Here is a 23,310-nt window from a genome sequence, read left to right on the forward strand (position 1 = left end):
CTGTCGGAACAATTGGGACGACTCAACCCACGGAACTGGCCGCCGCGCGGGCTGTCTCCAGGCCGTCGAGGAACGCGAGGATGCGCTGTGCGCAGCGCTCCGGCTGCTCCAACGGAAAGAGGTGTCCCGCGCCGGGAAGCTCCTCCGTCTGAGGCTCATTCAGGGTGAGGCGTGCCCGCTCCAGCGCGTCGCCCGTCAGCGTGTCGGACTCGCCGCCGCGAATCACCAGGGCCGGGACGTTCACGGTGCCCAGTTCCCGCCAGACGTCCTTGGGAGACGTCTCGAAGACACGCGCCTCCCAGGCCTTGGGGATGGTCAGCTTGAAGCCACCGTCCGGGGCCTCGGTGAGGCCGTGGGTGATGTAGTCCTGGAAGCACTCCGGGTCGAAGCGCGCGAACAGCGGCTTCTTGCCGTAGCTTCGCGAGGCCTCTTCCCGTGCGCCCCAAGACTCACGCCGCCGCCTCGCTAGACTCGCGGGTGGCACGCGGCTTCGCAACCCGAGCAGCGTCAAGGCACGGAGCGCCCATTCCCGCGCCCCCGTGAACAACACCGGGTCCAACGCCACCACGGCCCGGAAGAGCGCGGGAGCCTTCGCGGAGGCGAGCAGCGTCGCCACGCCGCCCATGCTGTGCCCCACGCCCACGATGCCCTGCACGCCCTGAGCACGCAGGGCATGAATCAGGTCATCCGCCATGTCATCCCAGGTCCGCATCTCCAGCGGGTCCGAGCCCGGCACGAGACACCGCGTGCGAAGCGTGAAGACGTGGTAGCGCGGCTTCAGGTGCTCGATGAGCTTCCGGTAGCACCCCGGAGGAAAGCCATTGGCGTGGGCCAGGTGCAGCACCGGACCGGTGCCACCCCAGTCCTCCATCTGAAGGGCTTCGCGCATGTCCCGTCGATTACCCCGGACCGCGGCGAATGTCTTCCGTCACTCGGAGGCGGACCGCCACTGCGGGTGCGCCAGCACGCGCGCCTCGATGTCGGGCGTGAGCTGCCCGCCATGAGGCGCCCGGGAGGACGAGCGCTTCCATCGCTCCAGCCACCGCTCTCCGAGCGGCGCCTCCAACGACTCCCGCCGCGTGGCGCCCACCGTCGTCTCGCCCTTCGTCCCCGTCGACACACCCGCGCCCACAAAGAACCCGGCCAGCAGGAGCGTCACCCGCGTGGGCGTGGCCGCGCTGTACGTGAGCAGCAGCGTGCCCACCCCGTCCTCGCGGCAGTGCCGGCGCACACGGGCCAGCACCGCCTCGGTCCACATGTCCGGATTGGACGCCGGTGAGAACGGGTCGAAGTAGACGAGGTCCGCCACGGGCAGCGCGCCATCCAGGTGCGACACCGCGTCCCCCAGCAGCAGCCGCCAGCGGATGCCCTCCGCCTCCCACACCCCGTCGCGCATCAGCGTCTGCGCCGCGTCACGAAACGGCTGGAGGAAGGGAAAGCCCTCGGCGTCCGCCAGTGCCAGCCGCAGCGGCGCCAGGTCCACCTCGAAGCTGACCACCTCCAGCAGCCGGCGCTGCTCCGCGCCCAGACTCCTGGCACAGGTGAGCGCGGCCACCGCGTTGGTGGCGGCGCCCAGCCCCACGTCATGAATCACCAGCGGCGGCCCGGGCTGACGCAGCCGGTCCGCCAGCCGTGCCTGCTCCACATAGAGGCGCAGCGCTTCCTGCCACGGCCCCACGGAGGGGTGCATCACCTCGCCATGGCCCAGGTGCCGCACGGCGCGAGCGCCATTGCGCAGGGTGATGAGCTCGAAGTCGCCGTCGCGCGGGTTGGCTTCGGGTGCGGTGCTCACCCGACCTCCTTCAGCGTCACCTCGCGCGCGTTGGCCTCGTCCTTCAAGTCCTTGGGCGTGGCGATGGCCGCCTTCAGCTCGCGGTACACCTGCGCGTACGTACCACTCAGGATGCCCTCGCGGATGCGACCCATCAGCTTCTGGTAGTGCCGGACGTTGTGCACGGACAGGAAGCGCGAGCCCAGGTGGTGCTTGCCCCGCATCAGGTGCTGCAGGTAGCCGCGCGTGTAGCGCTTGCACACGAAGCAGTCGCACTTCGCGTCCAGCGGCTCGTCGGAGAGGCGGAACACGCTGCGGGAGATGCGGATGAGCCCGCTGAACGTGTACGCATACCCCTGCTGCGCCATCTTGGTGGGGATGATGCAGTCGAACATGTCCACGCCGCGCAGCACGGCTTCCACCAGGTCCGTGGGCGTGCCCACGCCCATCAGGTAGCGCGGCTTGTCGGCGGGCAGGGACGCGGTGGCGCGCAACGTCATGGACTCGCGCTCCACCTTCGTCTCGCCCACGGCCAGGCCGCCAATGGCGAAGCCGTCGAAGGGCAGCTTCGTCAGGAAGGCCGCGCTCTCGTCACGCAGGTTCGGGAAGACGCCGCCCTGGACGATGCCGAACATCGCCTGCCCGGTGTCCCGCGCCGCCTTCGCCTCCAGGCTGCGCACCGCCCAGCGGTGGGTGCGCTCCATGGCCTCGCGCGTGCCGGCCTCGTCGGTCCGCGAGTCGATGCACACGTCCAGCACCATCATGATTTCCGAGTTGATGGCCTGCTGCATGGCGATGCTCGACTCAGGGCTGAGGAGCTGCCGGCTGTTGTCGTAGAAGCTGCGGAAGTGGGCGCCCTTCTCCGTGATGAGCCGGTCCTCTGGCAGGGAGAAGATCTGGAAGCCGCCCGAATCGGTGAGCACGCCCCCGTCCCACTGCATGAAGGGGTGGATACCGCCGAAGCGCTTGAAGACCTCGGCGCCCGGCCGGAGCATCAGGTGGTAGGTGTTGGCCAGCAGGATGCTGGCACCCGCCTCCTTCACCTCCTCCATGGCCAGATGCCGGAAGCCCGCGTGGGTGGCCACCGGCATGAACATGGGGGTTTTGAAGGAACCCCGGCGTGTGTGCAGGATGCCTGCACGGGCGCCCGTGGGGTCGGTGGTGAGGAGCTCGAAACGAACGGCCATGGGCCGGCCCTTATACCCGTCATGCCCGGCAGGCACCGCATCCATCTGCCCTGCCCGCTCCCCCACCCGCAATCCAGGCCTCCTGCCCTCCTGGACAGCCGTACAGGCATCCTGGCATTCCGTCCGAGGCGGAACGCCGCCGGCCTCCCGGCATCTCACGTCCTCCGCCGCCGCTTCCGGGGTCCGAAGTCGACACCGGGGAGGCATTCTCCCGCCTCCCCAGCGGTTACATGGAGTCCTCGCGGTCTCCTGCAGAACGCGAAACACCACGCCGCTTTGGCCCACCGCACCATTTCCGCTACAACGCCGCCGCCATGTTCAACGTCATCAACGTCTCCAAGGCCTACGGGCCCAAGAAGCTTTTCGAGGACGTCAACGTCACGTTCTCGCCGGGCCGCCGCTACGGCCTGACCGGTCCGAACGGGGCCGGGAAGTCCACGTTCATGAAGATCCTCGCCGGGGACGAGGAAGCGGACATGGGCAACATCGTCCGGCCTCGCAAACTGGGAATCCTGCGCCAGGACCACTTCCGCTACGAGGACAACCGCGTGCTCGACGTGGTGCTCATGGGCAACCGTGCCCTGTGGGCGGCCATGTCCGAGAAGAACGAGCTGCTGGCCAAGTCCGACATCACCGAGGAGGACGGCAACCGGCTGGGCGACCTGGAGGGCGTCATCGCCGAGGAGGACGGCTACTCGGCGGAGAGCGACGCGGCCACCCTGCTGGCGGGCCTTGGCATCGACCAGGCCTTCCACGAAGAGCCCATGAAGCAGCTCACCGGCGGCCTCAAGCTCCGCGTGCTGCTCGCACAGGCGCTGTTCGGCAAGCCGGAAGGCCTGCTCCTCGACGAGCCCACGAACAACCTCGACATCGACTCCATCCGCTGGCTGGAGAGCTTCCTCCACGACTACGAGGGCGTGCTCATCACCATCAGCCACGACCGGCACTTCCTCAACGCCATCTGCACGCACATCGCGGACATCGACTACGAGACCATCATCCACTACCCCGGTGGGTATGACGACATGGTCCGGCAGAAGGCGCAGGTGCGCAGCCGCGTCGAGTCCGAGACGGAGGAGAAGAAGAAGAAGATTGCCCAGCTCCAGGACTTCGTCGCGCGCTTCCACGCCGGTACCCGCGCCTCGCAGGTGCAGAGCCGCATCAAGCAGATCGACAAGCTGAAGTCGGACGACCTCAAGCGCTCCAACATCGCGCGCCCGTTCATCCGCTTCGACCAGAAGGTGGTCAGCGGCAAGCAGACGCTGATGGTCGAAGGCATCCACAAGTCCTTCGAGGGCCAGGAGGTCATCAAGCCCTTCAACACCCTGGTCTGCAAGGGCGAGAAGGTCTGCGTCATCGGTCGCAACGGCGTGGGCAAGTCCACGCTGGTGAAGATGATTGCCGGCCAGTTGGAGCCGGACGGTGGGAAGATTGGCTGGGGCCACCAGGCCTCCGTGGGCTACCTGCCGCAGGACCACCATGGCGTCGTGCGCAAGGGCACCACCTGCTTCGGCTGGCTGCGTGACTTGCACGACAAGCTCACCAACGAGGAGATCTCCGGCGTGCTGGGCCGGATGCTCTTCTCCGGTGAGGAGCGGATGAAGAACACCGACACCCTCTCCGGTGGTGAGACGGTGCGGCTGCTCCTGTCCAAGCTGATGATCATGCAGGACAACGTGCTGGTGCTCGACGAGCCCACCAACCACCTGGACCTCGAGTCCATCGCCGCGCTGGCCGAAGGCCTCCAGAAGTACGAGGGCACGGTCATCGTCGTCACGCACGACCAGGAACTCATCTCCGAGGTGGCCACCCGCATCTGGTCGCTCCAGGCAGGCAAGGAGGTGCTCGACTTCAACGGGCCCTACTCGGAGTTCGTGGAGAAGCACTCCGACGTCGCCGCGCGCCGCCGGTAGTCCGACAGACACTGGTGGAAACACGAATCGCCGCCCGGCCCGGGGATGCGCTCCCGGGACGAGGCGGCGATTGCCGTTTCACCCTGCCCTGGCGGGACTACGGGTTCCGGACGCCGAACGAGGAGCCGCCCACGAACCAGTCATCCCGCGTGTCCGAGTCCGTGGCACCGATGCGCTGCACGGAAGAGGACCGGCCCTGGGTGACGAAGGCCTGAGACCAATCCACGGAGACCTCCCATGCAGTCGGGAAGCTCGCATACGTGCACAGCGCGCCGTTGCAGTTCGCCGGCAGCCACAGGGACTCGTCTTGGAGCGCCTGGAGCAGCGCGGGATAGCCCGCGAAGGAATTGCTCGGAACGACGACAGCCAGCGCATCCTGGGTGACGTCGAATCCGTCCTGGATGCGCAAGGTCCGGTTGCCGGTCCCCACGCCGAGCGTGGTGCCATGGAAATCCCAGGCGGTGTCATAGTTCCAGAAGAAGGAGGAGGCGGGGTACTGCGTCTTGCTCAGCGTCTCCGAGCCCGGGGCATCCGCGCCCGGTGTAACGCGGTCCGGGTTGAGGTGGATGACGATGATGTCCCCCGACGCGACCTGCACGTCCGGCAGCGTCGCCAGGGTGGCGTTTCCATCCAGGAGCGTGGCCCCCATGACGGAGCCGCTCGTCAGGACAACCAACTCCACCAGGTCCCGGTTCTGCTGAACATTGGGCGCCACCTCGGACAGACGCAGCCGGGCCGGCACCTGGTAGCCCGTGAAGCTGGTCGAAGCGGCCGTGCTGTCGACGGAGACGCCGCGCCGGTCCCGCACGCTGCTCGCCGCCGTCACCGTGTACTGCTGCCGCGGCGTCTGGCTGGCGGTGCTGAGCCAGACCTCGCCGGTACTCAGCACGACCGCATCCATGACGCTCAGCCCAGGGATGGAGAACTGGCTGCCGTTGCGCTGGACAGAGAGCGGGTCGATGGCGCGGGTGAAGCGCAGGATGACCGAATCGTGGTGCATCGCCTGCGCCCCCGTCACCCGAGGCGCCGGGCAGGAGTGGACGGTGGCCTGGCTCTCCGTCCACACGGAGGGCTGGATGGTATGAGTCGTCTGTGTCCCGCTCATGAAGACCCAGAGCGGAGACACCACCGTCAGTGAGCACCCCTGCGAGAGCGCCAGGGTGTCGTGGAACGGCTCCGCGACGCGCAGCCGCAGGGCCGCCGCGCCTGGAGAACCTTCGGGAACGCCCGCCGTCGTGAACGGCGCCTGGACATGGCCGAGCCCGGCATTGGAGAAGCCCGGGTTGCCAATGGTGCCGGTGATGGAGATGTACTCGGACTCGTAGGCGGGCGGCGTGCCCGTGGTGACATCCACGCCGCTCACGTCCTGGACCAGGTCCGACAGCGAGTGGCCCGTGCTGAGCACGGCGTACGCGGAGATGCGGGCGCGCGTCTGGCCATTCACAAGGCTCTTCTCGGAGACGGTGACACGCACCCGGGCGCCCGCCTGCGGCGCGGGAGAGAGCGTGAGCGGGTCCACCTCGACGAAGAGCGCCGGCCCGGCCTGCTCGGCCTGGAGGAAGAAGCCCGCCGCGTCATTCACCACGTTGCCCACGGCCGGCTTGACATAGGTGATGCGGGCGCCGCTGATGACCAGGTTCACCGTGCCGGTCGCGGCATTGCGAACCGCCTGGATCTGCTCCGAGGCGAGCCGGTCCAGGGAGGGCAGCACATAGACGGCCTGCTTCGCCAGCTCCACGTTGCCCGCGTGGTCCACTGAGGCGAAGCGCAGCGTCGTGCTGGCGGAAATGGAGACAGGTCCCGCGTACACCGGCGAGTCCGCCTCCGGCGCCGAGCCGTCCAGCGTGTAACGCGTCTCGCGGCACCCCGAGCCGCTGTCACTGCACGACAGCGTCACGGTGACGGCATCCGTGTACGAGCCGCCCCCGGGCGAGACCGTCGTCACCGGGGCCACCGTGTCCAGTGTGTACTGTTCGGACTTCGCCGGCTCGGCGTTGCCCGCCAGGTCCACGGAGAAGAAGCGCAGCGTGGCGCTGGTGGAGATGGAGATGGCCGCCGAATAGCGGAGGCTGGAAGTCGTGGGCGCACTGCCATCCAGCGTGTAGTACGTGGCCGCGCAGCCACTGCCGTCGGCGTTGTCCGTGCAGGCCAGCACCACCGACTGCGTGCTCCGGTAGGTGCCGCCCGCGGGCGTCGCCGTCGTCACCGGGGCCACCGTGTCCAGCGCATACTGTTCGGACTTCGCCGGCTCGACGTTGCCCGCCAGGTCCACGGAGAAGAAGCGCAGCGTGGCGCTGGTGGAGACGGAGATGGCCGCCGAATAGCGGAGACTGGAAGTCGTGGGCGCACTGCCATCCAGCGTGTAGTACGTGGCCGCGCAGCCACTGCCGTCGGCGTTGTCCGTGCAGGCCAGTACCACCGACTGCGTGCTCCGGTAGGTGCCGCCCGCGGGCGTCGCCGTCGTCACCGGGGCCACCGTGTCCAGTGTGTACTGTTCGGACTTCGCCGGCTCGACGTTGCCCGCCAGGTCCACGGAGAAGAAGCGCAGCGTGGCGCTGGTGGAGATGGAGATGGCCGCCGAATAGCGGAGGCTGGAAGTCGTGGGCGCACTGCCATCCAGCGTGTAGTACGTGGCCGCGCAGCCATTGCCGTCGGCGTTGTCCGTGCAGGCCAGCACCACCGACTGCGTGCTCCGGTAGGTGCCGCCCGCGGGCGTCGCCGTCGTCACCGGGGCCACCGTGTCCAGCGCATACTGTTCGGACTTCGCCGGCTCGACGTTGCCCGCCAGGTCCACGGAGAAGAAGCGCAGCGTGGCGCTGGTGGAGACGGAGATGGCCGCCGAATAGCGGAGACTGGAAGTCGTGGGCGCACTGCCATCCAGCGTGTAGTACGTGGCCGCGCAGCCACTGCCGTCGGCGTTGTCCGTGCAGGCCAGTACCACCGACTGCGTGCTCCGGTAGGTGCCGCCCGCGGGCGTCGCCGTCGTCGTGGGCGGGGTACGGTCCTCCGCTGAAGCCTCCCGCGTGTAGAGCTCCGACACCACGTCGGAGACATTGCCCGCCCAGTCCACCGCGATGAAGCGCACGCGGGTGGTGGCCGTCAGCACCAACGGCTCCTGGTAGACGGACGAGTCCAGGGAGGGAATGGCGCCATTGGTGGTGTAGTGGATCGCCGCGCAGCCGCTGCCCTCACCGTCGTCACACGTCAGCGTCACCACGCGCGTCCCGGTGAACGTGCCACCCCGTGGCGTCGCGGCCACCTGGGGCGCCTCCGTGTCCACGACGTAACGCGCCTGCCGCACCGCCTCGACGTTGCCCACCCGGTCCACGGAGAAGAAGCGCAGCGTGGTGGACGTGGCGATGGACAGGGGCGCCGTGTAGCGCGGCGAGGCCTGCGTGGGAACGCTGCCATCCAGCGTGTAGTGCGTGGCCGCGCAGCCGCTGCCCGCGCCGTCGTCACACGTCAGCGCCACGCTCCGGGGGCTGCTGAACGAGCCGCTCGCGGGGTTGACCACCGTGCTGGGCGGCTCCGTGTCCGCCGAACCCACCAGGGTAAATGTCGCCGTCCCCGGCGCCTCCGCATTGCCCGCCGCGTCCACGGAGTAGAAGCGCACCGTGGTGGTGCTCCCCAGCGTGAAGGGCTCGCGATACTGCGTGGAGCCGGTGCCGGGCGTGGAGCCATCCAGCGTGTAGTACGTGGCCGCGCAGCCACTGCCGCCGCCGTCGTCACAGGCGAGCGTCACCACCACGGAGGTGGTGAAGTCGCCTCCCGCGGGCGTGGCGCGCGTCGCGGGCGGCGTGAGGTCGGTGGGAGGTGGAGGCTTCGATTCGCCGCCGCCACAGGCCAGGACGAGTTGAGCCGTGAGAAGCACCGCGCCGCAGCGCAGTGGCCAGAAGGGGGTCTGAGACATCGGAACTCCAGGGCGCACGTCGTGCGCGCGCCGGGGCAAGCAGGGTGCGGGGGGAATGTCCGAGGGGGACTGCCAGTGGACGACGTCAGTCACTGTCGTCCAGCCAACAAGGCGCGCACGCTCGCACTGGGGGTAGGCGCTCCGCAAGCCCGCTGCGACGACAACCCTTCACACCGGAATTGCGCCGCGAGTCAAAAGCCACCCGTCGTCACCCACGAACGCCCCGGCTTCACTGGGAAAAGAAAGACGCTCTACCGGGGGGCCGACTTGCGCAGCAGGAACAACCCCAGGCCCATGCCCACGGTCCACTTGAAGGCCGCCGCGAGCGGCGTGTCGCGCAGCCTGGGCGGAGCAGACGGTGGGTCATCCAGGGGCCGGCCCGTCACCGGGTCCACCACGGGCTGGAAGCCCGGAGCGCCCGGAAGCGACGCGCCTCCCGCCTCCAGCTCCGTCTTGGTGGCGGCCAGCGCCTTGCCCTGCTCCGGGACCTTCTGGCCCGGCGCCTTTCCGTCTGGGGAGCGGTGCTCGAGGATGGCGTTGATTTCCGCGCCCAGCAGGATGACCTGCGCGGAGATCCACATCCACAGCAGCATGACGATGACACCGCCGATGGCGCCGTAGTTGACGTCGTACCTGCCGAAGTTGGCCACATACTGGGAGAAGCCCCACGACGCGAACACCCAGATAAGTACGCCCACCACCGAGCCCGGGGTGATGAAACGGAACTTCTGATTCACGTCCGGCAGCACGTAGTACAGCACCGCCCACAGGAACATCATCATCAGGCCCGCTACCGGGAGCCGCAGCCACATGAGCACGGTGCCCAACCCTCCGGGAAGCTTGCCAGCGATGACGGGCGTGACGATGACCGCGAACGCCGCGAGGATGGCCACCGCCGCGCCGCCCAGCGTCACCAGCAACGCGATGCCGCGCAGCCTCCAGATGGGACGCGACTCCGTCACGCCGTAGACCTTGTTGAGCGCCGTCATCAGCGCCACCACGCCCGCGGAGGCCGCCCAGACGGCACCGACACCGCCCACCGTCAGCAGCCCCACCGGCCGGCTGTTCGCCAGCGCCTCGATGCGCTCGCTCAGGATGGACGTCACTTCCCGGGGCGCCACCCGCGCCAGTTCCTGGATGAGCACCTGGGCCTGGGCGGGCTCGATGAGGAGGCCCGCCAGCGACACCAGGAACAGCAGGAATGGGAACAGTGCCAGAATCATCCGGAAGGTGAGCGCGCCAGCGACGTCCCCCACCTCGTCGCGCGTCCACTCGTCCTTCAGCGCCAGAAAGAACTTCTTCCAGCTCATTCCCTTGCCAGGGAGAACCATTCCGCCTCCTCGGAGGTGTTGCGACCGGGGGAACGATGCGCATTCCCCACACCCCAGGCGACCTCCAGCCCCCAGCTTCCCTGCATGCGGCCAGAGGACAGGCGAGCAGGAAGGCCCTGGAAGGCGCCTTCCCAGAAATCCCTCCGTTCTCGGGGCTCCCCCCTAGGCAGGAGAGCGTTCATTGGCGTACACCTTGGACGGGGGCCGCCGGTCGGTTCCGCCGCGGCCCCCTCCCCCGAGGACGCCATGTTCGTCTCCTGTCTCCTGAGTGTCAGCCTGGCGCTGAGCGCCGGCGCCGCACCCGGAATGCCCCCGGGCACCCAGGCACCCACCCCTTCGCACACGCTGTGGCTCGTCCAGGCCCTGTACCCAGGACAGGACGCGTTGCTGCAACGCACCGAGGAAGGGATTGCCGCGCTGATACCGCAGGACGTGCAGGCGGAGCAGCTCATCGGCCGGGGCGCCCTGGCAATGCACCTGAAGGGCCAGGGCGGCGACCTGCGCTGCGTGTCCGGCGAGGCGCGCTGCCGGGAGCCGCTGGAGGCGTACCTGGAATCACTGGGCCTGGAGCGCGTGGTGCTGGTGCAGGTGGGCCAGGACGACGCCGGCTACCGCTTCCGCGCCGTCAGCGTCCGGCCCGGCACGGGCGCCCGGGGCCAGGCGGAGACGGCGAACCCGGCGTTCGAGAAGGCCCTGGCCGGCGTGCTGGTGAAGTTCCTGTCACTCAACGCCACGGTGGTGGCGGAGACAACGCCCGCGGGGGCCACCGTCTTCATCGACGGCGTGAAGGTGGGCTCCACGCCCTTCACCACGGAGGTACTGCCGGGTGAGCACACCTTCCGCTTCGAGCTGGCTTCGCACCTTCCGAAGGAAGAGACGCGCGTGATGAGCTCGCGCCAGCAGGTGAAGCTGGACGCCGCGCTGGAGAAGGTGCCCGCGCGGCTGGTGGTGAAGGCGCAGCCGGAGGGCGCGGAGATTCGCGTGGACGGCCAGCCGGTGGGGACCACCGCGGTGGACCAGGGCATCCAGCCCGGCACGCGCATGGTGTCGCTGACGCTGGACGGCTACGAGCCCCACGAGGTGAAGGCGGAGATCGCGCCCGGCGGGACATACACGCTGGAGCACGCGCTGACGCCCACCTCCATGCAGTCCTTCAAGCTGGCCATGCGCCGCCGCAAGGAAGCCACCATGGCGCGGCAGAGCTACCTGGAGGCCTCGTTCGAGATGCAGCGCCTCACGGGCACGTCGCTGGCGTCCCAGCCGCTGAGCACCTCGGAGGAACTGGAGAGCCTGCGCACCCGGGACGTGCGCGCGCCGGGCTCGCGCAACCTGCGCGGCGTGGGCGTCGAGTACGGCCGATACGGGCAGTTCTTCGGCGTCATGCTGGTGGGCGCCACCTACGCCTCCACTGGCGACACATGGACGCTGGGCATCGACGTACCGCCTGGCGTGGGCGGCGTGGGGCCGGACGGCGTGTCGTCGCTGGACACGCAGGTGCAGGCAGTGTCGCTGCGCGCGCTCCAGCCGCAGCTGCGCTACGTGCTCGGGCCCGTGTCCTTCGCCATCCAGGTGGGACTGGAGGGTCGAGGACTGCTGGTGAAGGAACGCGCGGGTGACGCGGCCATCTTCAAGGACGGCCTCTACGCGCTGGACCTGCACGCGTCCGGACAGGCCACCGCGCGCATCTTCGTGTACGAGGGCCTGTACGCCTCCGTCGCGTACCAGCACAGCTTCACGCTGCTGAAGAAGATTGCCGGAACGAGCAACATTCGCGGAGGGCTGGGCTATGCGTTCTGACCTGCGGCGCCTGACGTGGGCTTGTGTGCTGCTGACGTGTGGCCTGTCCCTGGCCGAGCCCCTGGTGGGGCCCTCCGTCGGCCGTGGCGATGCGCTGCTGGCCGAGGGCACCCGCCTCTACAACAAGCGCAAGCACAAGGACGCGGCGGAGGTGTTGCTCCAGGCCACGCGCGCCAATCCGTCCCTGCTGCCCGCCTACCTGGGCCTGGCCCGCGCGCGCATGGGGGCGAAGGACGTCCCCGGTGCCTGCGCCGCCTACCGCGCCTACGTGCGCAGCGCGCCGGACATCCAGGACCGCACCAAGGCTCAGCGCGAGCTGGCCCTGTGCGAGCGCAAGCTGAAGGCCGCGCGCCGCAAGAAGCGCAACAAGGTGCCGCCCGACATGACGGCCCGGCACGTGGAGTTGAAGGCCGGCTTCTTCGCCGCGCTGGAGGAAGGCCGGCTGGTCGGCCCCAGCGCCGCGGGCGAGACGCTGCGCACGCTGGTGTCCGAGGGCTACCTGGGCACGGACCTGGGAGACATGGCCGCGCGGCTGAGCGCGGCCTCCAAGGCCACCACCGACGACCTGCACCAGCGGGCCCTGGCCGGTGAAGCGCTCCCCACGGCGCGCCTGCGAGCGTCCGGCGCGCTCTTCGACCTGGCTCGCGACACGGGGGAGCCGTCCGCCACGGCCGCTGCCCAGGCGCCTTTCCTGGAAGGGCTCGCGGCGCTCCAGAGTGGAGACTCCGCCGGGGCGCAGCGCCTGTTCGCGAAGGCCGCATCAGCGGCGCCCGAGCGCACCGAGTACCGCGTGTGGCGCGCCGCCGCGCTCCAGCGCGCCGGAGATTTGGACGGCGCGCTGACGGTGCTGGAGACGGACCTGCCGCAAGATGCGCGCACGGACGTGCTCCGCGCGGCCTCCGCCCAGCGGAAGTCCCCCGAGGCGGGAGCTCGCGAGTTGGAGCGCATCCTCTTCCAGCGCTACGCCCCGGCCACGCGCTGACCGCGGTCCCCTCCCCTCCGGCCCTGCAAGGACACCATGTCGCTCTTCATCTGCCAGCGGTGCGAGGTCCAGCATGAGAAGTGGGACGGCGCCTGTCCGGCCTGTGGTGGCACCGAGCTGCTGACGGTGGCGCCGGCCGTGGACCGGATGCTCGGCCGTGTCGTGGCGGGCCGCTTCCGCATCCTCCGGCGGCTGGGCCAGGGCGGCATGGGTTCGGTGTACCTGGCCGAACAGGTGGGCATCGGCCAGCAGGTGGCGATGAAGTTCCTCAACAGCGGCCTGTCCATGGACCCGGACGTGGCCCGCCGCTTCCTCAACGAAGCCAAGAGCTACGCGCGGGTGGCCCACCCCAACGCGGTGACGCTGCACGACTTCGGGCAGGACGAGGAAGGCAGCCTCTACATCTCCATGGAGTACGTGGAGGGGGATGACCTCAAGAGCCTGCTCGCCACGTGCGGCCGGCTCGCGCTCGACGAAGCCGTGGACATCGTCCTCCAGGTGGCGGACGTGCTCGCCTATGCCCACGCGCGACAGGTCATCCACCGCGACCTCAAGCCGGAGAACATCATGGTCCGGCAGGGCATGCGCGGCTGGCACGTGAAGGTGCTGGACTTCGGCATCGCCCGAATCACCGACGGCGCGACACGGCTCACCATCCAGGGCTCGGTGGCCGGCACGCCGCGCTACATGTCCCCCGAGCAGGCCATGGGCCTGGACGTGGACGCTCGCGCGGACGTGTATGCGGTGGGCATCGTCCTCTTCGAGTTGCTCACCGGTCAGCAGCCCTTCGACGGCAACAGCGTCTCCGAAATCATGCAGAAGCAGGTCCACCAGCCCATGCCACGACTGGCGCAGGTGGTGGCGGACTTCCAGCACCCGGCCGTCGACGCCGTCATCCAGAAGGCCACCGCGAAGAACCGCGCGGAGCGCTACTCCACCATGGAGTCCTTCGCGTCGGACCTGGTCAACGCGCTGCCCACCCTCACCAGCCGCCGCGCCGTCAGCGGCGTCAACCCCGCCATCACAGGCGGCGGCCTCGAACCGGCGCGGCCGGCCACGCTCCTCTTTGGCTCGGAGGGCTCCGAGGCCACCCTGGTGCGAGCCGCCCCTGCGGAGGCCGCGCCGGTGACGGGCACCGCGCCCATTCCGCTGACCCAGCCCGCCGCGCCCTCCGGGCTCCGGGTGGGGCCGGAGGGCTTCAACAAGACGGCGCACGCGGCCTCCCCCTACGCGGCGCCGAAGCGCTCGAAGTCCAGCGCGGTGGTGGGGCTGGGCATCGCGGGCGTCCTGCTCCTGGGCGGCGTGGGCCTCGTGGCCCTCCGGGGCGGGAGCGGCGACGACGTCAAGGTGGGAACCCTGGTTCCAGTCGGTTCCCCGGCGCAACCGGCGCCCCCTGTGGCGCCACCCGCCAAAGAGGCCGGAGCGTCACCTCACGCCACCACCGGGACAGTGGAGACGGCGCCTGACGATGTCGCGACCCGGCAACTCAAGGTGCTCGCGGCGGGACAGGCCATCGACATCGGCAATGACTTCAACGAAGGCCGGCTGGACAGCGCGATGAAACGGCTGGCCCAGGCACGGAGCCTGGGATTGGAGGCCGTCGAACCCGAGCTGGCGGCACTCGCGGGCAAGGTGGAGGACGCCTCGAAGCGCATGGCCCGCGCCCGCGCTCTGGAGAACGACGGCAACTGCGAGACGGCCATCCCCCTCTATCGCGCCCTGAAGCGCGACCATCCGCAGCTCGTGGAGGCCCAGCGGGGCATCCGGCGCTGCCAGGACATGCTGCCTCCAGAGGTGTCCGACTAGGCGGTAAAGCCCCGGCCGGCGTGGGCCGGGGTTTAGGCTCCAGGCGCGCGGAGGAAGCCGCTCTCGACGAAGTACTTGAAGTCGGTGCGGAAGAGGGACTCGTCCACCAGCGGGCATTCGATGCCACTGCCCTCCAATCCCGCGCGCGTGTTCTGGTGTTCCACGCGTCCCCAGGATGAAAACAGTTGCAGGGGCCCCGCGCTGCCCGGCTCCTCCCGCGCTCCAATCAGCGGAGCGAGCGCGAAGAGCGCGTTCTCCTTCTCCAACTCCTTGAGCCGCGTCGCGTCGCCTGCCTCCATGCCGCCGAACTTCTGCCGCCACCGGTAGAGCGTCTGCTCGGCGACGCCGTGCTTCCGGGCCACCTCCACCACGCTGGCCCCAGGCGCCTCCGCCTCCCGCAGGATGCGGACCATCTGCTCCTCGGTAAACCTGCTCTTCCTCACGACCGACCTACCTCCTGGCCGCGAGGACTCTCTCACTCTTCAACTGGTCCGAAAATTGGGGAGCAGACCAAACACCGTTTCCCCCTCCATCGCGGTCAACCTCTGGTGGTGGGACATCCCATCAGCGGTTCGCGTCGGTCCGGTGGCGGCACGCATTGCCCTTGGGATGAAGCTGCAAGAGGCTCATGCCTCCCTGCACCGCAGCCCGCCCCGTGTCTGAGCAGTGATGAGCGAGCCAGGGAACGGAGTGCTGCGCTTCGCCATCATCTGGGGCGGCCAGACGGTGTCGAAGCTCGGCAGCGCCCTGACCAGCTTCGCCCTGGGGCGCTGGGTGTATGGCCTCACCAGCTCGGTCACGGATTTCGCGCTGATCTCCGTGCTGACCATCCTGCCCGGGGTGCTCGTGGCGCCCATCGTGGGGGTGCTGGTGGATCGCTGGGATCTCCGGAACGCGATGCGTCTGGGAGATTGCGGCGCGGGGTTGGTCACCCTCGGCTATGCCATTCTGCTCTCGTTGGATCAGCTCGCGCCCTGGCACGTCTACGTGGGCACCGCCATCGCGTCGGTGAGCGGTGCGTTCCAGCGGACGTCGTACACCGCCCTGACCCCAGCACTCATCCCCGCGAAGCACCTGGGCCGAGCCAACGGCCTCGTCCAGGCGAGCGATGCCGCCGTGCCCCTGATCGCCCCCCCCTTGGCGGGGTTCCTGATGAGCGCCACCAGTCTGGGCACGGTGGTCTTGATCGACTTCATCAGCTTCCTGGCCGCCATCACCACGTTGTCGCTCATTCGGAGCCTGCCCGCTGGGAGCGGGGCCTCCTCGGATGCGGGCACATCCGCGCTGCAACAAGCCCTCGAAGGGTGGAACTACCTCAAGGAACGCCGGGGTCTGCTCGGCCTGCTCACGTTCTCCGTCATCACCAACTGCTCGCTCTCCGCCATGCAGGTGCTGCTTCCTCCGCTGGTGTTGGACATCGCCAACCCAGCCGTTCTCGCGGGCCTGCTGTCCACGGGGGGCCTGGGGCTCCTGGTGGGGAGCGTCGTGATGACCGCGTGGGGAGGGCCGAAAAACCGCATCCATGGGGTGCTCGGAGTCGGGATTGGCCTGGGGACGGTCGTGGTGCTCGCAGGGCTGTTCCCCACCCTGAGGATGCTCGGCTATTGCACCTTCATGGCCGGATTCTGCATCCCCATCATGGATGCAAGCAGCCAGGCCATCTGGCAGGGACAGGTCCCCGCCGCACTCCGGGGGCGCGTCTTCGCCATGCGCGGGATGATTGCCTGGTCCGTCCAGCCGCTGGCGTACCTTGCGGCGGGTGTCACCGCGGACCACCTGGACGGCGTCTCCTTCTCCATCCCCGCGCTCTTCGGGCCGCTGGAACAACTCGACGCGCGGAGCCGGGGCATCGCGCTGTGCTTCATCGCCGCCGGCCTCTTGACGCTCATCGCGGCGGTGCGGGGCTATAGCGCCCGCCACGTCCGCGAAGTCGAGGAGATGCCGCCAGGCCCCACCTTCACCGGGGCCGTGTCCCCGCCTTCGCGGTAAGGGGCCTCAGTCCCGCGTCAGCGTCAGGTCATCCACCTGAATCCAGGTGTCGCCGTTGTTCGCCCACATCCCCGCGAACACCTCCACGCTGTGCTGGGCGCCGGAGTTGAACGACACCGACAACTGCGTGTAGTTGCCCAGCGGCTGCGCGAAGCGCACCTCGTTGAGGATGGGCCCACCCCGGAGCAGCCGCGCACCGAAGTAGCCATCCGCGTGGTTCGTGGACGTCTTCACCCAGCCCGTCAACGTGTATTGGGTGTTCGGCGTCACCGCGACCTCCTGCTTCACGGCATTCCACCCCGTGTCGTTCCGCGCCCAGGCGTTGTTGGCGCCCGTGCGCGCATAGCCGAGTCCCCTGTCAATGCCCGCCTTGCCTTCGGTGTACCAGGGCGACGTGGCGTTGTGGGTGGACTGCTGTTCGAAGCCCGCCTGGTGGATGAGATTGCTCCCGCGCGTCAGGCTGACGTCATCGAGCTGCATCCAGGTATCACCGTTGTCGGCCCAGAGGCCGCCATACACCTCGATGAGCGCGTTCGGCCCGGAGTTGAAGTGGACCACCCGCTCCGTGTAGGCCCCCAGCGCGCCGAAGGGCACCTCGCCCAGGATGGGGCCATTGCCCTGCCCGCGAGCCCCGAAGTAGCCCGCGGTGTTGTTGGCGGAGCTGCGGACCCAGCCGCGCAGCGTGTAGTCCGTGTAAGGCTGGACGACGACGCTCTGCTTGAGCGCATTCCAACCGCTGCTCGCGTGCACGAAGCCGTTGTCCTGCCCACTGCGCGCGTTGCCGAGCGCCCGGTCCACGCCGCCCGAGCCTTGCAGATACCAGGGCGCCATCACCGGCGTGGCCGCCTGTGTCTCGAAGCCGGGCTCGGAGAGCAGGTTGTCGCTGTGCGCGTCGTGGGCCAGCGTGGCCCGCATGAGGAAGGTGTTGTACGGCGTCCACTGGGACATGACGAAGTACAGCGAGTTTCCGGTGTTGCCCCAGGGGTGGATGAACGCGTTGTAGAGGCCCGGGTACACGGCTCCACTGGAGAGCACCTTCTCTCCGCTCCAGGGCCCCGTGGGCGTGGCGGCGTCACGCATCACCACCGCCTGCCGGTGCTCGTTCAGGTACGTCATCAGGAAGCGCCCGAGCGGAGCGTGGTACGAGACGGACAACTCACCCGCGATGCCGATGGCGACGGGCCGCGCCGCCGCCTGTGACACGCTCCAGCCGTTTCCATCCCAGTAGCGGTAGGCGTTGATGTCCAGGAGCGCCGTCTCCGGCACGCGGGCCAGGTGGACGTTCCCGAACCGGCCGTTCGGCGTCGCGTACATGTAGACGAACCCGCCGTTCCTGACGAAGGCCGCCATCTGGAAGTTGTTCGTCCAAGCCGGCGTGTTCTGCCAACGCGCCGTCGGGTGCTTCACCCAGTTCTGCCCCTGGTCATCCGAGTACGCGATGCCCGCGTGGTTCGTGAACCACATGCCCGCCTCCCCCCAGTGGTGGATGGACATGTAGTGGATGTAGTGCCGCGAACCGATGGTGACGCCCGCGGTGGGGATGACGGTGATTTCGTCGAAGTTGACCTTCCGGGACGCGAGGATCTCCTTCGCATGCCGAGGCCCGTCCTGAATCATGGTGGAGAAGGACAAGCCGTCGGCCAGGTTCGTATCGGACGAACGCGCCAGGACGTTGCTGCGCCAGCCGCCCCCACAGCCGCCATTGCCACACCAGCCCGCGCCGAAGGTGTCCCCGAACAGGACGAACACCTCGCCACCGCCCTTGTCCCAGACGATGCCCAGGTCCGTCCCATGGACGTCGTGGTTCGTGTGCGTCTGGTTCGGGTTCGGCAGCAGCTCACCGGCGGGCGTCGCGCCCGTCACCCGGGAGACCTTCGTCACGTTCGACGGCGTTACGGCCGCCGCCGTGGTGCCCCACAGGAGCGCCCACGTGGCGTGCAGCAGGAACGTCCGCTTCCATGTCGTCATGCGCTTCATGGCCACCTCTCTGGTTGTCACGGTGCGACCCGGACGGGAGAGGCGACTCTAGCCGCATAGCAAGACTAACCTTTAAATCAAGACACGACGGACGACCGGAGTGTCAGCCCTGCGCCAGCACGCGGACAAGGACGTCAATCATGGTGGCCCAGCCCTGCTCCGTCCGGCTCGCGTAGTCGGCCCACTTCGCGTCCATCTCGTGGGTGAGCGTCAGCTCACAGCCGGTGTCGCGCGGTGTGATTTCCACCGTCACCCGGCTGAGCTCGTCCTCCTCCTTGTCGATGTGCCAGGTGAAGACGAGCCGGCGCGGCCGGTCAATCTCCAGGTACGTGCCCACATGGTCGATTTCTTCTCCGGCCCGCCGCACGAAGAACGAGAACTTGCCGCCCACGCACGGGTCGATGGCGAGCCGCAGCACCTCCTCGTCCCGGACCGTCGGCCCGGTCATCCACTGGCCGACCATCTCCGGCTTGAGCCAGGCGTCGAACACCCGCTCAGGCGACGCGTTGAAACGCCGTGTGACGCGAACCTGGACGCTCTGTGCTGAGGACATGGCTTTTCCTTTCAATCCGAGGGTTGGCGCCTTTGATAAACCACATGGTTCAACATACTCCCGGCCGTGGCAATGAACAACCACTTGGTTGACCTTCGTCACGGGTGAGCCCGGGGCGTTTCTGGTAGAGCCTGGGGCATGCCTCAGCGCCCCACCGTGGCGGAAGTGGAATCCATTCTCCGCGCGCCAGTCCGCCAGAACTGGGAGCAGTTCACCAAGACGCTCAAGACGCTGCCAGCGGATGTCGACCCCGACCTTGCGTCACAAGCTGCGTTGAGCCTCATTCACGGGCAGCCCGCGTCCCACTGGTTATTCGGGCGTACCTGCCAGCAGCTCCCTGCCCCTGTCATCCGCGCGCTCCTGGGTCGGCTCGAAGCCGACTCCCGGCCCCACGCCTACTTCCTACGCGAAGCGGTCCCCCAAGAAGCCTCCGACGAAGAGCTCCGAACGACATGGAAGGCAGCACTCCAGGGCTTGCTCGACCTGGAGACGACCTATGCGTGGGGCTCGAAGCAGCGCAAAGCAAAGTTCCAGGCGCTGGCGAACACCCCATCCTTGCTCCAGGCCATCCAGACCGCTGTCGTGGCCTGTGAGCAGGTGTCGGTGGACATGCTGGCCGTGCTGACGGTGGATGCGTCGGACTCCTCGGTCGATGCGCTCATTCCCCATGTGGAGCGGGCCGTGCAGAGCCAGGGCTGGGAGTTGGACCGTCTGGAGGACTTGCGCAAGCACGCGCGCTCCACCCCCGTGATGGACGACATGTTCGCGCGAATGGAGGCCCTGCTCCAGGGACGTCGCGCGCGCTCGCCCGCGCTCGACCTGGCCCGGCACCTGGGCTTCGGTGAACTAGATGCCATCTGGTTCAGAACCTACCTTCTTGCTGGGGACACCCATGCGACGAACCCCCTCGCGCATCAGTGCAACATCAACGTGGATAGCCGCACCCCTCGCTGGTTCAGTGTCTGGCAGACATCCCGAATGGATGGCCTCGACAGAAACGCCTGGAGCGACACCCACTTCGACAACGAAAAGCTGCACAAAGACATCCGGGGACTTGGCGCATGCGAGTTGATGCAACTTCCTGATTGGGTTGCGCGCACGGCCAAGCGCCTCGGCGCAGCGTGGAACATCAGCGACAGCGCGTTGTTTACGAACCTTCGCGGGAAGAAACGCGCAAGACTCGCGGAGTGGCTTCGCTCGGGCACATGAGCCGCCCGGCTCACCCCACCCTGCGGCCCCCGATGTGCGCCCCGGCATTGGGCGACAACCGGCGATAGAGCGGTCCGGCCAGCGACGACATGATGCCCACCGCGATGAACGGCAGCACGAAGCGGTCCGGCGTCAACGGCGCCTCACCAGCGCCGCGCGCCAGGTGCAGCATCAACCCGCCGAAGCTGATGCCCAACCCCAGCGCCATCTGCATCGTCACCACGGACAGCGTGGACGCGTTGCTCACCGTGTCCGGGGGAATGTCCGCATACGCCACGGTATTGATCGCGGTGAACTGCATCGAGCGCATGAATCCGCTGACCACGAGCACGCCAACGATGAGCGGAATCGGCGTGCTGTTCCGGAAAAAGGCCGGCAGCGCGGTCAGGACGGCGGACGCCAGGTTGGCGAAGATGAGCGTTTGCCGGAAGCCGAACCGCCGGATGATGTAGGGCGCCACCGACTTGCATGCGAGCGCGCCCACGCCGCCGCCGATGGTCACCAGCCCGGCCTCGACGGGCGTCCAGCCCAAGCCGACCTGGAACAGCAGCGGCAGGAGGAAGGGCGTCGCCCCCAGGCCCATGCGCGTCAGGGTTCCGCCAATCATGCTGGCCCGGAAGGTGTCGATGCGCAGCAACCGGAGATTCAATACGGGCCGCTCCACGCGCAGCGCGTGCCACACGTAGGCCCCCAGCGACGAGAACGCGACGGCCGCGAGCCCCAGTTGCAACGGCAGCGGCATCAGCCCGATGCCCACCGTCTCCGCCGCGCCAATCAGCGTGGTGATGGCGACGGCCGCGAGCACGAAGCCCCGCGTGTCGAACGGCCCCGGGTCCGGCTGGTGCAGCGGCGGAACGAAGCGCGCCACCGCGAGCATGCCCAGGATGCCCACGGGCACGTTGATGAAGAAAATCCACGGCCAGTCCGCGACGCCCAGGATGAGGCCCGCCAACGGAGGCCCCACCAGCGGGCCCACCAGCGCGGGCATCGTGAACCAGCTCAAGGCGGCCACCAGGCGCTCTCGCGGCGCCGAGCTCACCACGATGATGCGCCCCACGGGCGTCATCAACGCGCCGCCCAGCCCCTGGAGGGTGCGGAAGATGACCAACTGGGTCAGCGACTGTGAGAACCCGCAGAGCACCGAGCCCAGCAAGAACACGCTCATCGCGAACATGAAGACGCGACGGGGCCCGAACCGGTCCGCCACCCAGCCGCTCGCGGGCGCGAGCACCGCCAGCGCCAGGATATAGGACGTCAGCGCCAGCTTCAGGTGGATGGGGTCGGTGTCGAACGCCAGCGACAGCCGAGGCAACGCGGTGGACAGCGCGGTGGAGTCCACGAACTCCATGAACAGCGCGCTGGCCACCGCAATCGAGGCCAGTCGCGAGCCCCGGGGAGAATCTCCACCTGCGCCGGTGCGGCTGGGAACCGGATGCTCAGGCACGGTTCAGCCCACGTACTCCGGAAGCAAGGGCGCGTCGCGGAGTCTCGGGGCCTGGGCATCCTTGGGCGACAACAGCGGCTCGCTCACCGGCCAGGGAATCGCCAGGTCCGGGTCATTCCACGCGACGCTCCGCTCCGTCTCCGGCGCGTAGAGCGCGGTGCACTTGTAGTGGAAGTCCGCGGAGTCACTCACCACGCAGAAGCCGTGGGCGAAACCCGGCGGAACCCAGAGCTGACGGCGGTTGTCCGAGGACAGCTCCACCGCCACCCACTGGCCGAAGGTGGGCGAGCCGCGCCGCACGTCCACCGCGACGTCGTACACGGCGCCCGCCAACACCTGCACCAGCTTCCCCTGGGCCTGCGGCTCCTGGAAGTGCAGGCCCCGCAGCGTCCCCTTCGCCGAGCGCGAGTAGTTGTCCTGCACGAAGGGCCCGGGAATGCCCACGGCTGCGTACCGCGCCGCATGGAACATCTCCATGAAGAAGCCGCGGTCATCACCGAAGACCTTGGGCTCCAGCAGCAGCACGTCCGGAATCTCCAGCGGCGTCACCTTCACGAAACGGCTCCCCGGTTCTCCGCGAGCGCCCGCAGGTACTGGCCGTAGTCGTTCTTGAGCATGGGCTCGGCCAGCGTCAGCAGTTGCTGCGCGCCGATGTACCCCATACGGAACGCAATCTCCTCCGGGCACGACACCTTGAGGCCCTGGCGGCGCTCGATGATTTCGATGAAGTTCGACGCCTGCATCAGCGATTCGTGCGTGCCGGTGTCCAGCCACGCATAGCCGCGCCCCATGAGCTCCACGTCGAGTTGGCCGCGTCGCAGGTACTCCGCGTTGACGTCGGTAATCTCCAGCTCGCCCCGCTTGCTCGGCTTGAGGCCCGCGGCGATGTCCAGCACCTGGTTGTCGTAGAAGTACAGCCCGGTGACGGCGTAGTTGGACTTCGGCTTCAGCGGCTTCTCCTCCAGGCTCACCGCGCGGTTCTTCGTGTCCAGCTCCACCACGCCGTAACGCTCCGGGTCCTTCACGTAGTACCCGAACACCGTCGCGCCCGAGGCACGTGACGCCGCGCGCTTCACCAGCTCGCTCAGGCCGTGGCCGTAGAAGATGTTGTCGCCCAGCACCAGCGACACGCTGTCACCGCCCACGAACTCCCGGCCGATAACGAAGGCCTGGGCCAGCCCCTCTGGCCTGGGCTGCTCCGCGTAGCTGAAGCGCATGCCCCACTGCTCGCCGCTGCCCAGCAGCTCATGGAAGCGCGGCAGGTCCTGCGGCGTGGAGATGACCAGCACGTCCCGGATGCCCGCGAGCATCAGCGTGCTCAACGGGTAGTAGATCATCGGCTTGTCGTGCACGGGCAGCAGCTGCTTGCTGACCACGCGCGTCAGTGGGTACAGCCGCGTCCCCGAGCCACCGGCGAGGATGATGCCCTTCATGTCCACCT

At 68.5% G+C, this 23,310-nt stretch carries 16 protein-coding genes and 1 pseudogene; 6 read left to right on the forward strand and 11 right to left on the reverse strand.

Annotated features, from left to right (window positions below; genetic code table 11):
• Positions 1-22: 22 nt before the first annotated feature.
• Genes OZ403_RS23705 through tgt form a run of 3 tightly spaced genes read right to left on the reverse strand, consistent with a single transcriptional unit; the run spans position 23 to position 2,958 of the window.
• Positions 23-889 (reverse strand): alpha/beta fold hydrolase, encoded by an 867-nt coding sequence (locus tag OZ403_RS23705; protein WP_268781813.1) that lies wholly within the window; start codon positions 887-889, stop codon positions 23-25.
• Between the two features lie 39 nt (positions 890-928).
• Positions 929-1,792 (reverse strand): tRNA (5-methylaminomethyl-2-thiouridine)(34)-methyltransferase MnmD, encoded by an 864-nt coding sequence (locus tag OZ403_RS23710; protein WP_268781814.1) that lies wholly within the window; start codon positions 1,790-1,792, stop codon positions 929-931.
• Positions 1,789-2,958 (reverse strand): tRNA guanosine(34) transglycosylase Tgt, encoded by a 1,170-nt coding sequence (gene tgt, locus OZ403_RS23715; protein ID WP_268781815.1) that lies wholly within the window; start codon positions 2,956-2,958, stop codon positions 1,789-1,791. The genes OZ403_RS23710 and tgt overlap by 4 nt, the downstream gene beginning before the upstream one ends.
• 314 nt (positions 2,959-3,272) lie before the next feature.
• Here tgt and OZ403_RS23720 point away from each other — a divergent pair, with 314 nt between their 5' ends.
• Entirely contained in the window at positions 3,273-4,871 is a 1,599-nt protein-coding gene (locus OZ403_RS23720; RefSeq protein ID WP_140793320.1) for an ABC-F family ATP-binding cassette domain-containing protein, read from the forward strand.
• A gap of 97 nt (positions 4,872-4,968) precedes the next feature.
• Here the strand turns inward: OZ403_RS23720 and OZ403_RS23725 are convergent, their stop codons facing one another.
• Positions 4,969-8,781, reverse strand: a complete 3,813-nt coding sequence (locus OZ403_RS23725) for a chitobiase/beta-hexosaminidase C-terminal domain-containing protein (protein WP_268781816.1) — start codon at positions 8,779-8,781, stop codon at positions 4,969-4,971.
• A 251-nt stretch (positions 8,782-9,032) separates the two neighbouring features.
• Positions 9,033-10,112, reverse strand: coding sequence for a YihY/virulence factor BrkB family protein (locus OZ403_RS23730; protein ID WP_140793324.1), 1,080 nt, complete (start codon positions 10,110-10,112; stop codon positions 9,033-9,035).
• A gap of 246 nt (positions 10,113-10,358) precedes the next feature.
• On the opposite strand from OZ403_RS23730, the gene OZ403_RS23735 reads away from it, so the two are divergent.
• Genes OZ403_RS23735 through OZ403_RS23745 form a run of 3 tightly spaced genes read left to right on the forward strand, consistent with a single transcriptional unit; the run spans position 10,359 to position 14,697 of the window.
• The gene (locus OZ403_RS23735) at positions 10,359-11,909 is read left to right on the forward strand and encodes a PEGA domain-containing protein (RefSeq protein ID WP_237077363.1); all 1,551 of its coding nucleotides are present in this window, start codon (positions 10,359-10,361) and stop codon (positions 11,907-11,909) included.
• Positions 11,899-12,891, forward strand: a complete 993-nt coding sequence (locus OZ403_RS23740) for a tetratricopeptide repeat protein (RefSeq protein ID WP_140855762.1) — start codon at positions 11,899-11,901, stop codon at positions 12,889-12,891. The genes OZ403_RS23735 and OZ403_RS23740 overlap by 11 nt, the downstream gene beginning before the upstream one ends.
• Before the next feature lie 36 nt (positions 12,892-12,927).
• On the forward strand, positions 12,928-14,697 hold the full coding sequence (locus OZ403_RS23745; protein ID WP_140855764.1) for a serine/threonine protein kinase: 1,770 nt from the start codon (positions 12,928-12,930) through the stop codon (positions 14,695-14,697).
• 248 nt (positions 14,698-14,945) lie between these two features.
• Here the strand turns inward: OZ403_RS23745 and OZ403_RS23750 are convergent.
• Positions 14,946-15,140: pseudogene (locus tag OZ403_RS23750) on the reverse strand (transposase); the annotation flags it as partial.
• A gap of 226 nt (positions 15,141-15,366) precedes the next feature.
• On the opposite strand from OZ403_RS23750, the gene OZ403_RS23755 reads away from it, so the two are divergent.
• Positions 15,367-16,686, forward strand: coding sequence for an MFS transporter (locus OZ403_RS23755; protein WP_140855768.1), 1,320 nt, complete (start codon positions 15,367-15,369; stop codon positions 16,684-16,686).
• Positions 16,687-16,692: 6 nt separating this feature from the next.
• Here OZ403_RS23755 and OZ403_RS23760 read toward each other — a convergent pair whose 3' ends face one another.
• Together OZ403_RS23760 and OZ403_RS23765 are read right to left on the reverse strand one after the other, a co-directional pair.
• Positions 16,693-18,654: a DUF4185 domain-containing protein gene (locus OZ403_RS23760; RefSeq protein ID WP_268781817.1), complete on the reverse strand. Its 1,962-nt coding sequence runs from the start codon at positions 18,652-18,654 to the stop codon at positions 16,693-16,695.
• A 112-nt stretch (positions 18,655-18,766) separates the two neighbouring features.
• A complete protein-coding gene (locus OZ403_RS23765; RefSeq protein WP_140855772.1) occupies positions 18,767-19,216 on the reverse strand; it encodes an SRPBCC family protein in 450 nt (149 codons plus the stop codon).
• A gap of 474 nt (positions 19,217-19,690) precedes the next feature.
• Here OZ403_RS23765 and OZ403_RS23770 point away from each other — a divergent pair, with 474 nt between their 5' ends.
• Positions 19,691-20,425 (forward strand): hypothetical protein, encoded by a 735-nt coding sequence (locus OZ403_RS23770; protein ID WP_237080579.1) that lies wholly within the window; start codon positions 19,691-19,693, stop codon positions 20,423-20,425.
• Between the two features lie 10 nt (positions 20,426-20,435).
• Here OZ403_RS23770 and OZ403_RS23775 read toward each other — a convergent pair whose 3' ends face one another.
• From OZ403_RS23775 to rfbA, 3 genes are read right to left on the reverse strand one after another with little or no spacing between them, the layout of a single operon-like run.
• A complete protein-coding gene (locus OZ403_RS23775) occupies positions 20,436-21,869 on the reverse strand; it encodes an MFS transporter (protein ID WP_140793338.1) in 1,434 nt (477 codons plus the stop codon).
• A gap of 3 nt (positions 21,870-21,872) precedes the next feature.
• A complete protein-coding gene (gene rfbC, locus OZ403_RS23780; protein ID WP_140793340.1) occupies positions 21,873-22,424 on the reverse strand; it encodes a dTDP-4-dehydrorhamnose 3,5-epimerase in 552 nt (183 codons plus the stop codon).
• On the reverse strand, positions 22,421-23,302 hold the full coding sequence (gene rfbA, locus OZ403_RS23785; RefSeq protein ID WP_268781818.1) for a glucose-1-phosphate thymidylyltransferase RfbA: 882 nt from the start codon (positions 23,300-23,302) through the stop codon (positions 22,421-22,423). Before rfbA ends, rfbC begins: the two co-directional genes overlap by 4 nt.
• Positions 23,303-23,310: the final 8 nt, after the last annotated feature.

Source organism: Myxococcus sp. NMCA1 (assembly GCF_026810205.1).
In the GTDB taxonomy this organism is placed as follows: Bacteria; Myxococcota; Myxococcia; order Myxococcales; family Myxococcaceae; genus Myxococcus; species Myxococcus xanthus_A.

Excerpts from the sequence above, each read along its gene's own strand:
- OZ403_RS23705 (WP_268781813.1), bottom strand. The coding sequence starts at position 889 with ATGCGCGAAGCCCTTCAGATGGAGGACTGGGGTGGCACCGGTCCGGTG.
- tgt (WP_268781815.1), bottom strand. The coding sequence starts at position 2,958 with ATGGCCGTTCGTTTCGAGCTCCTCACCACCGACCCCACGGGCGCCCGT.
- OZ403_RS23720 (WP_140793320.1), top strand. The coding sequence starts at position 3,273 with ATGTTCAACGTCATCAACGTCTCCAAGGCCTACGGGCCCAAGAAGCTT.
- OZ403_RS23725 (WP_268781816.1), bottom strand. The coding sequence starts at position 8,781 with ATGTCTCAGACCCCCTTCTGGCCACTGCGCTGCGGCGCGGTGCTTCTC.
- OZ403_RS23730 (WP_140793324.1), bottom strand. The coding sequence starts at position 10,112 with ATGGTTCTCCCTGGCAAGGGAATGAGCTGGAAGAAGTTCTTTCTGGCG.
- OZ403_RS23735 (WP_237077363.1), top strand. The coding sequence starts at position 10,359 with ATGTTCGTCTCCTGTCTCCTGAGTGTCAGCCTGGCGCTGAGCGCCGGC.
- OZ403_RS23740 (WP_140855762.1), top strand. The coding sequence starts at position 11,899 with ATGCGTTCTGACCTGCGGCGCCTGACGTGGGCTTGTGTGCTGCTGACG.
- OZ403_RS23745 (WP_140855764.1), top strand. The coding sequence starts at position 12,928 with ATGTCGCTCTTCATCTGCCAGCGGTGCGAGGTCCAGCATGAGAAGTGG.
- OZ403_RS23755 (WP_140855768.1), top strand. The coding sequence starts at position 15,367 with ATGAGCGAGCCAGGGAACGGAGTGCTGCGCTTCGCCATCATCTGGGGC.
- OZ403_RS23760 (WP_268781817.1), bottom strand. The coding sequence starts at position 18,654 with ATGACGACATGGAAGCGGACGTTCCTGCTGCACGCCACGTGGGCGCTC.
- OZ403_RS23765 (WP_140855772.1), bottom strand. The coding sequence starts at position 19,216 with ATGTCCTCAGCACAGAGCGTCCAGGTTCGCGTCACACGGCGTTTCAAC.
- rfbA (WP_268781818.1), bottom strand. The coding sequence starts at position 23,302 with ATGAAGGGCATCATCCTCGCCGGTGGCTCGGGGACGCGGCTGTACCCA.